Origin of the sequence: Anaerobium acetethylicum, assembly GCF_900096945.1 — a bacterium.
GTDB lineage: Bacteria > Bacillota > Clostridia > Lachnospirales > Lachnospiraceae > Anaerobium > Anaerobium acetethylicum.
Window position 1 is genome coordinate 620615 of sequence record NZ_FMKA01000001.1, and the last position, 11694, is coordinate 632308.

Genomic DNA, 11694 nt, shown 5'->3' on the forward strand with positions numbered 1-11694 from the left:
CCTCTGCTATCATATAACAGTCCCACGAGGCTGTCAAGTGTTTTTTCTTGACAGCCTCGATATCTTTTTTGATTTCCGGCATCGGTGGAAACTCCTGCAGACAATTTTATTATAAGTTCGGTCTGATCAGTTTCGGCTTGTATCCGCTGACTTTAAGCGCTTCGACTATCTGGTCCTTATGTTCAGTTCCAAAAGCCTCCAGCGTAATCTTCAATTCTACCGCAGCATTCCTGTTAGTGCTGACAAACTGGTTATGCTCCAGCTTGATGACATTTCCCTGGTTCTTTGCGATCACATCGGCAACCTTGACCAGTTCGCCCGGTTTGTCAGGAAGGAGTACGGAAACGGTAAAGATTCTGTCTCTCTGGATGAGTCCGTGCTGCACGATTGAAGACATCGTGATCACGTCCATATTTCCACCGCTTAAGATTGACACGATTTTTTTCCCTGTAACGCCCAGATGCTTCAAGGCAGCAACTGTAAGCAGTCCTGAATTTTCGACGATCATCTTGTGGTTTTCAACCATATCAAGGAAAGCAACAATCAGTTCCGAATCCTCAACAGTGATGATGTCATCAAGATATTCCCTGATATAGGGAAAAAGTTTGTAGCCTGGTGTCTGCACGGCCGTTCCGTCTGCAATCGTGTTTACGCCTGTCAGGGTAGTCACCTTGTCGTTTTTCAGGGATTCCTGCATGCAGTTTGCCCCTGCCGGCTCCACGCCGATCACTTTGATTTTAGGATTTAAAAGCTTAGCAAGAGTTGCAACACCAGTTGCAAGTCCGCCTCCTCCGATTGGAACCAGGATGTAATCGACCGTAGGCAGTTCCTTGATGATTTCCATTGCGATGGTACCCTGGCCGGTAGCCACATCCAGGTCATCAAAGGGATGGATGAATGTGTATCCGTGTTCGGCAGCCAGTTTGTATGCATACTCGCAGGCTTCGTCGTAGACATTTCCATAAAGGACCACTTCTGCTCCATAGCTCTTTGTCCTGTTCACCTTGATCAGCGGAGTAGTCGTGGGCATCACTATGACAGCCTTAGCCCCGAAAACTTTTGCAGCATAGGCAACGCCCTGGGCATGGTTTCCAGCTGAAGCCGTGATCAGCCCCTTCTCTCTTTCTTCTTCAGTAAGCGTGCTTATTTTATAGTAAGCTCCCCTTACCTTATATGCGCCTGTACGCTGCATATTTTCAGGTTTGAGATAGACTTTGTTTCCAGTTGTCTCACTGAAATATTCACTGTATACCAATTTGGTAGGCAGAGTTACCTTATTCACGATTTCCGTTGCTTCTTCAAATTTTTCTAGTGATAACATTTCTCATCTTCCTTTTCCCGGACTATTCGTCCTCCTGCTTTACATCAAAGAGTGCATTTACAAAATCATCAGCATTGAATTTCTGAAGGTCATCGATCGTTTCCCCGACCCCAATGTATTTCACCGGTATGCCAAGTTCAGCCTGGATCGCCACAGCAATCCCGCCTTTCGCCGTCCCGTCAAGTTTCGTCAGTATGATGCCCGTTATATCCGTCACTTCCTGAAACTGCCTTGCCTGCGCAAGAGCATTCTGTCCGGTAGTGCCATCCAGTACGACCAAAGTCTCCCTGTATGCCTCCGGATACTCTCTCTCCAGTACCCTGTCGATCTTACCAAGCTCCTGCATGAGATTTTTTTTGTTGTGCAGACGTCCCGCAGTGTCGCAGAGAAGCACGTCAGCCTTTCTTGATTTTGCGGCTGCCACAGCGTCATAAACGACAGCTGCGGGATCCGCGCCTTCCTGCCCCCCGATTATATCGACTCCGGCACGGTTCGCCCATTCAGTCAGCTGCTCGCCGGCAGCTGCCCTGAACGTATCCGCTGCAGCAAGAACCACTTTCTTGCCCTGGTCCTTCAGTTTTCCGGCCAGCTTGCCCACCGAAGTGGTCTTGCCCACGCCGTTTACGCCGATGACGAGAACCACAGACTGTCTGTTCTCAAATTCATAAGCCGCTTCGCCTATATCCATCTGCTCCTTTATGCTCTTGATTAAGAGCGCCTTGCATTCTTTCGGCTCCTTAATCCTGTTTTCTTTCACTTTCTTCTTCAGATCCTCAATAATTGCCGTCGTGGCATTAATCCCTAAATCGCCCATTACAAGAATTTCTTCGATCTCTTCGTAAAAATCATCATCAATACTTGAAAATCCACTGAAAATAGAATCAATACCGGAAACAATATTATTTCTGGTTTTAGAAAGTCCGGCAACTAGCCGCTTAAAAAAACCTTTTTTCTCTTCTGCCATAATATTTCTCCTTCTTTTTTCTTCAGTCGTGCAGACCGCTATTTATCCAGGTCTTCCTCAATGAGGTTTACAGACACCAGCGTCGACACGCCCTTTTCCTGCATGGTAATTCCATACAGCCTGTCAGCCGCAGCCATTGTACCACGTCTATGTGTAATAATAATAAATTGTGTGTTCTTTGTCAACTTATGAAGGTATTTTGCGAATCTGGTAACGTTGGAATCATCCAGAGCCGCTTCGATCTCATCAAGGAGGCAGAAAGGCGACGGTTTCAGGTTCTGTATCGCAAACAGCAGCGCTATGGCCGTAAGTGCCTTTTCACCACCTGAAAGCTGCATCATGTTCTGAAGCTTCTTTCCTGGCGGCTGGGAAACAATCTGTATTCCTGCTTCCAGGACATCCTCATCCTCAACCAGCTCCAGGGAACCCTTTCCTCCTCCAAAAAGTTCTTTGAAGGCTTTATCAAATTCGATGCGGATCAGTGCAAACTTCTCCCTGAACTGGCTGCGCATTCCTGCATCCAGCTCTTCAATAATGTTGAGCAGCGTGTGTTCAGCCGTTACCAGGTCATCCCTCTGGGTGCTGAGGAAGCCATAACGCTCCTTCATGTTTTTATAGTCTTCGATGGCATTTACATTGACATCGCCCAGTTTCCTGATTTCCTCTTTCACTGCGGTTATCTGCTTTTTGATCGCCGCGGGGTTATCCATCTCTGGATTCCTCATGGAGGCCGCCACGCTGTAGGTGATTTCATACTCCTCCCACATGTAGTTAATCTGGTTTTCGGAAGATTCCTCTAATTTTTCTTTCTGGTTTCCAAGGCGGAAGCATTCCTTATCCAGTTCGTTCATTCTGGCCGAAAGTTCTTCTCTCTTTTTGAAGAAATTTTTATAGGAGCCGCTCAGCTTTTCCTTCTCTTCAGTCAGAGACTTCAGCATTCGGTCAAGCTCCTCATGTCTCTGAACAGAGCCACGAATCGTCTCCCTGATTTTCTGGATTTCGCTTTCCTTGTTTTTCACTTCATCGGCAGACTCGGCCAGCTGCTGGTCGATTGATACGAGCTCCTCTTCCAGCTTGCGGATTTCCGAATTGATACGTTTGGTGTTTTCAGCAAGGAACTCTTTCTTCTGGGCGAGTCCGGCAAATTCCATGGCAATGTCCGAAGTCTGCCGGCTGACAGAAGCTTCCTTCGTCCGTTCCCCGTCAAGCTCTTCCTGAAGTTCCCTTATGTTCCGTTCGATCTGCTTCTCCTTCGTTTCTGAATCATGAAGCTCCGCATCGATAGCCTGCTTGCCCTCGCCGATTTCCATTACCTGCTTTTCAATCTCCCGGCTTTCAGCGATGACGTCATTATAGCTCTTTCTTATTTCGTTTTTCTTCTCTATGGCCTTCTTTACATTCATCCTGCCAGTATTCTGCAGAATAAACTGTTCCTGCAGGCTTTTTGCATCCTCGCTGATTTCTGCCCTGAGATTATTTCTCTGGTCCCGGGCTTTAGCGATGTCTGATTGAAGATCAGCAACTGCCTGAAAGAGTTCTGCAACTTTTCCATCCAGCTCCTCAATTTCCCTGCGTCTTCCCAGAAGATTGCTTGCATTCTTGAACGCACCGCCTGTCATGGAACCTCCCGGGCTGAGTGACTCGCCCTCAAGGGTAACGATCCTGATGGAATAACTGAATTTTCTTGCAATCGCAATTGCATTGTCAATATTGTCCACAACCAGCGTCCTGCCAAGCAGGTATCTTGCCAGATCCTGATACTTCGGTTCCGTCTTCACAAGTTCACTGGCAATGCCGATCACCCCGGTTTCCGAAAGCGCTTTTTCTCCCGAAAAGCCCCCTTTGTTTCCGATGCTTGTCAATGGCAGGAAGGTAGCCCTTCCGAACTTGTTCTTTTTCAGATATTCGATCATGCCTTTTGCGGTGTTCTCATTGTCCGTTACGATATTCTGGATACTGCCGCCCAGAGCCGTTTCGATAGCAACCTCATATTCCTTTTCAACCTTTATGATATCCGCAACGACGCCGACGATCCCCTTCTGGCTGTCTTTGCACTCCATGACCTTACGAATGCTGTTGCCGTAGCCGTCATAGCGCTCTGTTATGTTCTTCAGCGAGTCGAGCCTCGACTTCTCCCTGTGGTATTCCGGCTGCAGCGCATTCAGCCTTTCGTTCTGGCGGACAAGGTTCTCCTGGATTTCCGCTACTGCCAGTTCCCTGGCTTTCTGGCTCTCCCTGAGGCTGGCGATTGTCTTTTCGACTGTTTCCAGTTCTGTTGTATGTCCCTCTTCTTCGGCATCCTGTTCTGCTTCGTCGCTTTTCATTTTGATAAGCTTCTGGCTGAGTTCCGCCTTTCGGATGTTGATCTGTTCAAGCATGGTGTCATATCTTTGAAGTTTCGCTTTTGTTGAAGCTCTCGAATTGAGAACTTCAAAAATATCATTCTTTCCAGTTTCAATGTCTGCATTCAGGCTTGAAATTTTTGCCTGTATTCCGGACAGAATGTTCTTCGCTTCCAGCTGCCTGCCATCCATTCCTGAAATGAGCCCGTCGATTTCTGCCTTCTCTGATTCGAACACATTTTTCTGCTCCCTGCGTTCTTTCACTTCCTCATTGATTGCAGCACGGCGTCTGTTGTAATACTCGTCACTTGACTTCGCTGTGTTGATCTGTTCGTTCAGTACGTTGACCTGGCCTTCCAGCTGGCCTTTTACAAGGCTTTCCTGGCCGAGTCTGCCCTTTGTCTCATCTATTCTGGCGTCGAGCTCTTCTATGTCCTTTTCGAGCTTTTCGTATTCTTCTTTTGTACTTTCATAATTTGCGGATGAAGTTTCCAGATCCTCTTCCGCAATCTTAAGTTTCTCATTTATCGATGCCAGCTGGGTGTTGATTCTCTCAGATTCCATAAGGAACATATTGACATCATATATCTTCAGTTCATCCTTTTTCTTCAGATACTCCTTCGCTGTCTCCGATTGCCGTTCCAAAGGGGCCAGCTGCTTTTCTATTTCTGAAAGTATGTCATTGACACGGACAAGGTTGGCCTTCTCATCTTCCAGCTTCTTCTGTGCCGTAGCCTTCCTTCTTTTGAATTTCACTATACCGACAGCTTCATCAAAAAGCTCCCTGCGCTCTTCAGGCCTGCCGCTCAGGATTTTATCAATCTGCCCCTGCCCGATTATGGAGTAGCCTTCCTTTCCAATTCCGGTATCATAGAAGAGCTCGTTCACGTCTTTCAGCCTGCATGCCGAACCATTGATCAGATATTCGCTCTCTCCCGACCGGAAAACCCTTCTTGCCACAGTGACTTCTTCGAACTCTATCGGAAGCTGGTGGTCGGAATTATCAAGCGTTATGGCAACGGAAGCAAATCCCTGAGCCTTCCTGTTCTCTGTTCCCGAAAAGATTACGTCCTGCATGCTTGCGCCTCTGAGCTGCTTTGCCCTCTGCTCGCCGAGCACCCAGCGGACAGCATCCGCTACATTACTCTTTCCGCTGCCGTTTGGACCGACAATACCTGTTATTCCATTATGGAAATCAAACACGATCTTATTTGCGAATGATTTGAATCCCTGGACTTCTATACTCTTTAAATACATCATGCACCTACTTTATTTTATTTTGCAGTATAAATGCTTCTGCGCCCTTTCTCTATTTTTTTGCATTCCCGCTTCCCTTGAGTTTTCGGATTGCATTGAAAGCAGCTTCCTGTTCTGCTCCTTTTTTCGTGGTTCCCGTACCCTGTCCGACAATATCGTCTCCAATCAGTACATTGACAACAAACCTCTTGTTATGGTCGGGTCCTTCCTCGCCAATTAGCGAATAGCTCAGTTCCTGATCATATGCCGCCTGTACGATTTCCTGCAGGATAGTCTTGCTATCATAAAAGAGCTGTTTATCCTCAATATCTGTCAGGATGAACCTGTCTATGAACTCTTTTGCATTAGTAAAACCACCATCTAGGTATATGGCCCCTATGACCGCCTCAAGTGCATCTGAAAGGATCGATTTCCGCTCTCTTCCTCCGGTCAGGTCCTCTCCTTTTCCAAGAAGCAGATACTTCCCAAGATCGATATCCCTCGTGCTCAGAGAAAGTGTCTGCTCGCACACTATGCTTGCCCTGAGTTTTGTAAGATAACCCTCTGCTTTTTCAGGGTATTTTTTATATAAGAAATCACTGGTTGCAAGTTCTAAGACGGCATCTCCCAGAAACTCCAGCCTTTCATTGTTCCCAACACGCTTAATCCTGTTTTCATTTGAATAGGAACTGTGGGTCAGCGCCTGTGTGATAAGCATGCGGTCATGAAAGGCATATCCAATCCTAGATTCCAGCTCATCTATCTTCTGTTTTTCATTCATTTTCAGAATCCTCTCTTACATTTTATATAGAAGCAGCGATTCAGGTCAATACCCTTTCAAGCCGCATTTTTAGTTACGGGAATATAATGTTACTGTTCACTCCGTGACCAGTAACATTATATTCCCCTATGACATGAAAAAGCCCTTTGCAGGGCTTTTTCAGAGTATAAGTTTCCCACCTGAAGCGAAAAACCAATCTTTAGTTTAATGCGTTTTTGATCTGATCGACAGCATCTCCAACTGAAATGATTTTTTCTGCTTCTTCATTAGGGATTTCGATATCAAATTCTTCTTCTATTCCCATGATAATCTGGAAGATATCTAATGAATCGGCTCCTAAATCATCAACAAAAGTTGTGTCCAATGTGATTTCATCTGCATCGACATTTAATACCTCCGCAATGATCTGCTGTAATTTTTCAAATTCCATATTTTTCAATCCTTTCTTCTATTCATCTTTTAAAATGATATTCTGCCTGATTTTTTCGTTTATCTGCTGTTCTTTAAAGGTTACGCACTGTATGATTGAATTTTTGATTTCATTTGCCTTGGCATTTCCGTGCGTTTTGACGACAAGTCCGTTCAGACCAAGCAGCGGTGCTCCGCCGTACTGGCTGGCATCGAAAGTTTTCAGTGTGGCTTTCAGTGCCGGCTTTACAAGAAGAGCTCCTATCTTGCTTCTCAATGAACTCATCATGCCTTCTTTGATTTTGCCGATAAGTGTGCTCCCTAATCCTTCATATAGTTTCAGGATGACATTACCAACGAAAGCCTCGCATACAATTACGTCGGCTCCGCCGTTTGGTATCTCTCGGGCTTCAATGCTTCCGATAAAATTGATATCCTGGCAGTTTTTAAGCAGCGGGAATGTTTCTTTGACAAGAAGGTTTCCTTTTTCCTCTTCAGCACCAATATTTACAATCGCAACTCTTGGCTTTTTTATTCCAACTACATTTTCCATGTATATTGAGCCCATCTTTGCGAACTGCAGAAGGTGTGATGGCCTGGCATCCACATTTGCGCCACAATCAACCAGTAATGACACTCCGTTTTTGGTAGGAATAAGCGGTGCAAGAGGTGGCCTTTCAACGCCTTTTATTCTTCCTACTATAAGCTGGCCTCCGACAAGAATCGCGCCGGAACTCCCTGCAGATACAAATGCATCAGCTGCTTTGTTCTTCACCAGGTTCATGCCAATTACAATGGATGATTCCTTTTTGCCTCTTATGGCCATAACAGGGGGTTCCTCAGTACTGATTACTTCTTTAGCCGGAATAATTTCAATCTGACCGGCATCGAATGTATATTTCCTGATTTCCTCTCTGATACTGGCTTCTTTTCCTACCAGAAAAACTTTGATATCCTTCCTTGAGTTGACAGCCTCAACCGCTCCCTTGACGATCTCGAAAGGGGCATTGTCGCCGCCCATTGCATCTACTGCAACTTTTACCATATCTTGCATTTCTACTCCTCCTTGCATGCCTATTACATAATATACTAGATATCATTCTATAAATCAATATACAATTATATTTTTTGTTGCAGAACAAAAAGTATGCCCTGACATAAAAAAAGCGCCCTGTTCGGGGCGCTTTCTACCTGTTTCCGTCGGATATTCCCGCCGGCTGAATTTATAATGATTATAAATTAGTCAACAGATACGATTTCTTTTTTGTTGTAAGAACCACAAGCTTTACATACTCTATGAGGCATCATTAATTCTCCACATTTGCTACACTTCACTAAATTTGGAGCGCTCATTTTCCAGTTTGCTCTACGTTTATCTCTTCTTGCTTTAGAAGATTTATTCTTTGGACAGATAGACATGGTTACACCTCCTCTTAAACTTCAACAGACCCTTATAGGAATCTATTTTTTAGAATTATTAAAGATATCACGGATAACTGACATTCTTGGATCAAGTTCTGTGACGTCGCAGCCACAGTTTCCATGATTGAGATTTGCTCCACATCTATTACAGATACCCTTGCAGTCGTCGCCGCAAAGAACCTTCATAGGCCAGTTTACTAAAATCTCATTATAGACAAGCGTGTCTATATCAAGGCTGCATCCAATAACAAAATTGCTTTCATCCAACTCTTTTATCCTGTCTTCTTCAGATAACTTCATATCTATACTTCTGGTTATCTCAAGATGGAAATCCGTCTTAACCGGTTCTAAGCACCGGGCGCATGGTATTTCTAAAGATAAATTGCAGGTTCCCGATATAAGAACTTCCCTTTTCCCAACATTGGTAATGGTCAGATCCACCAGTTCCTTTTCAATAATCTTAAAGCTGCCAAGAGCGGATTTAAAATAGTCCATCTCGACAGGTACCTGCGTGTGTACGACTTTATCCTCACGGGACAAAACATTTGATAAGTCTATTAACATAATAGTCTCCTAATTCATACCTAAGTTATTATACCCACATAGATTTTATTTGTCAATATCTTTTTCTATGCAGATATAATATGTTGCTGTTCGCTGAGCGGACAGCAACATATTATCAATGACGCAGCTAATTCACACCATCTATTATTTTACGAGTGCTAATGTCTCTCTCGCGATTGCAAGTTCTTCATTTGTTGGAACAACAAGAACTGCCGTTTTTGAATCAGGCGTTGAAATGACGATATCCATTCCCCTCTTTGCATTGGCTTCCTGATTAAGTTCTATTCCAAGGTATCCTAAATAGTCGCAGATATCGGTTCTTACATATTTGTTGTTTTCACCAAGACCAGCTGTAAATACGATTGCGTCTACACCGTTCATTGCAGCAACATAGGATCCTATGTATTTCGCAACAGAGTATGCAAATACTTTCATCGCTCTGATTGCATCTTCTCTTCCTGCAAGCACAGCATCTTCAAGATCCCTGAAATCACTTGTGAATTCAGATAATCCGAGAACGCCTGATTTTTTGTTGAGTACGTCCATAACGCCATCGATATCAAGGTTTTCTTTCTTTGCAATATATTCCATGATCGCAGGATCGATATCGCCTGAACGTGTTCCCATGATAACGCCCTGAAGTGGAGTAAGGCCCATTGATGTATCTACTGATTTGCCATTCTTAACGGCACAAACGCTTGCTCCGTTTCCAAGATGGCAAACGATTGTCTTCAACTGGTCATATGGTTTTTCCAGGATTTCAGCAGTTCTCTTTGATACATAGCTGTGTGAAGTTCCGTGGAAACCGTATCTTCTGATTTTGTATTTTTTGTAATATTCATAAGGAATTCCGTAAAGGAAAGCTTCTTCAGGCATTGTCTGATGGAATGCCGTATCGAAAACGCCAACCATTGGAGTTGTTGGCATTAATTTTTTGCATGCGTCGATTCCGATCAGGTTTGCAGGATTGTGCAGAGGCGCTAATTCATTACATTCTGTAACAGCTGCGATAACTTCATCTGTGATGATTGTTGAGCTTGCGAATTTTTCTCCACCATGAACAAGTCTGTGTCCAACTGCTCCGATTTCATCAAGGCTTTTAACAACACCTGTTTCAGTATCTGTAAGAGAATCAAGAACAAGCTTGATAGCCTGCGTATGATCTGGCATTGGGGATTCAGTAATAATTTTCTGTCCTCCTTCAGGCTGATAAACGATTCTGCTGCCATCGATTCCTATTCTTTCGCAAATACCTTTTGCTAATACGGCTTCTGTTTCAGAGTTGATTAACTGGAATTTAAGCGAAGAACTTCCACAGTTTATTACTAAAATATTCATTTTATTTCCTCCTGGTTTAACTGATTAATATATTATTCTTAGAAGAGAGCTGATTCTCATGATCGGCCCTTCCATTTTCAAACCTTACAGCACAGCCCTTTCGGCGTTCATCGGTGCCATAGAGCAGTTACTTACATGTTCTGTGCCTGTACTGCCGTAATTGCGATTACGCCTACGATATCTTCAGCGCTGCATCCTCTTGACAAATCGTTTACAGGTTTTGATATACCCTGTGTTACTGGACCATAGGCTTCTGCTTTTGCAAGCCTCTGTACCAGTTTGTATCCGATGTTTCCAGCATCTAAGTCAGGGAAAATAAGAACGTTTGCTTTTCCTGCGATTTCGTTGCCAGGTGCTTTAGACTGTCCAACGCTTGGAACGATTGCTGCATCTGTCTGGAATTCTCCATCAATTTTAAAGTTAGGATATGTTTCTTTTGCGATTTTTGTTGCTTCTACTACCTTATCAACATCTGCATGTTTCGCACTTCCCATTGTCGAGTGTGAAAGCAGAGCTACAACAGGTTCTTTACCAACAAGCTGTTCGAATGATGCAGCTGATGATCCTGCGATTGCTGCAAGCTCTTCTGCAGTAGGGTTCTGGCAGAGTCCTGCATCTGAAAATACGAATGTTCCATCTGCACCATATTCGCAATCAGGAACTACCATAACGAAGAAAGAAGACACTAACTTCGTACCTGGTTTCGTTTTAAGAATCTGTAAAGATGGTCTTAATACATCTGCTGTCGAATGGCACGCACCAGCTACCATACCGTCTGCATCTCCTGCTTTAACCATCATAACGCCGTAGTATAAGTAGTCTTTTAACAAGAGTGCTTCAGCCTGTTCAGCTGTCATTCCTTTGCTTTTTCTTAATTCTACTAAGAGTTCGATATAACTTGATGTTTTTTCCGAGGTAGCTGGATCTATAATAGTTGCTTTAGAAAGATCTAAGCCCTCGCCGCCTTTTTCGATGTCTTCTTTCTTTCCTACCAGGATAAGATTTGCGATATCTTCATTTAAAATTTCAGCCGCTGCTTCATATGTTCTGCGATCTTCAGTTTCTGGTAATACGATTGTCTGTCTATTGCTTTTGGCTCTTACTTTAATTTCGTCAATAAATCCCATGATTTTATGACTCCTTTCTTTCTTATCAATAAACCCATTATAAACTAAATGTTTATTGTATACAAGACCATTTTCATTAGTTATTTATTTAACAACTCACTGCTCTTACCCCCTTTTTTCCTATGCTCCTTTCATTTGTAATTGCATCAAAAAAATGCTAAACTATCCATAAAGGATTGAGAATAGCAGCT

The 11694-nt window shown here is 43.9% G+C and carries 10 protein-coding genes; all 10 read right to left on the reverse strand.

The window, feature by feature from the left end:
* Positions 1-109 precede the first annotated feature (109 nt).
* Positions 110-1321, reverse strand: a complete 1212-nt coding sequence (gene ilvA, locus BJR36_RS02800) for a threonine ammonia-lyase (RefSeq protein WP_091229734.1) — start codon at positions 1319-1321, stop codon at positions 110-112.
* A gap of 22 nt (positions 1322-1343) precedes the next feature.
* Complete coding sequence (ftsY, locus tag BJR36_RS02805; RefSeq protein ID WP_091229736.1) at positions 1344-2285, reverse strand: signal recognition particle-docking protein FtsY; 942 nt, start codon at positions 2283-2285, stop codon at positions 1344-1346.
* 38 nt (positions 2286-2323) lie between these two features.
* On the reverse strand, positions 2324-5884 hold the full coding sequence (gene smc / locus BJR36_RS02810) for a chromosome segregation protein SMC (RefSeq protein ID WP_091229739.1): 3561 nt from the start codon (positions 5882-5884) through the stop codon (positions 2324-2326).
* Positions 5885-5936: 52 nt separating this feature from the next.
* A complete protein-coding gene (gene rnc / locus BJR36_RS02815; RefSeq protein ID WP_091229742.1) occupies positions 5937-6644 on the reverse strand; it encodes a ribonuclease III in 708 nt (235 codons plus the stop codon).
* Positions 6645-6843: 199 nt separating this feature from the next.
* Positions 6844-7074 carry an acyl carrier protein gene (gene acpP, locus BJR36_RS02820; protein ID WP_091229744.1) on the reverse strand — a complete coding sequence of 77 codons (231 nt, stop codon included), beginning with the start codon at positions 7072-7074 and terminating at the stop codon, positions 6844-6846.
* A gap of 18 nt (positions 7075-7092) precedes the next feature.
* Entirely contained in the window at positions 7093-8097 is a 1005-nt protein-coding gene (plsX, locus tag BJR36_RS02825) for a phosphate acyltransferase PlsX (protein WP_091229950.1), read from the reverse strand.
* 194 nt (positions 8098-8291) lie between these two features.
* Positions 8292-8471: a 50S ribosomal protein L32 gene (rpmF, locus tag BJR36_RS02830; RefSeq protein WP_004612498.1), complete on the reverse strand. Its 180-nt coding sequence runs from the start codon at positions 8469-8471 to the stop codon at positions 8292-8294.
* Positions 8472-8513: 42 nt separating this feature from the next.
* Entirely contained in the window at positions 8514-9038 is a 525-nt protein-coding gene (locus BJR36_RS02835) for a YceD family protein (protein WP_091229747.1), read from the reverse strand.
* Positions 9039-9182: 144 nt separating this feature from the next.
* Entirely contained in the window at positions 9183-10376 is a 1194-nt protein-coding gene (locus BJR36_RS02840; protein ID WP_091229750.1) for an acetate kinase, read from the reverse strand.
* 131 nt (positions 10377-10507) lie between these two features.
* Positions 10508-11503: a phosphate acetyltransferase gene (pta, locus tag BJR36_RS02845; protein ID WP_091229754.1), complete on the reverse strand. Its 996-nt coding sequence runs from the start codon at positions 11501-11503 to the stop codon at positions 10508-10510.
* Positions 11504-11694 lie beyond the last annotated feature (191 nt).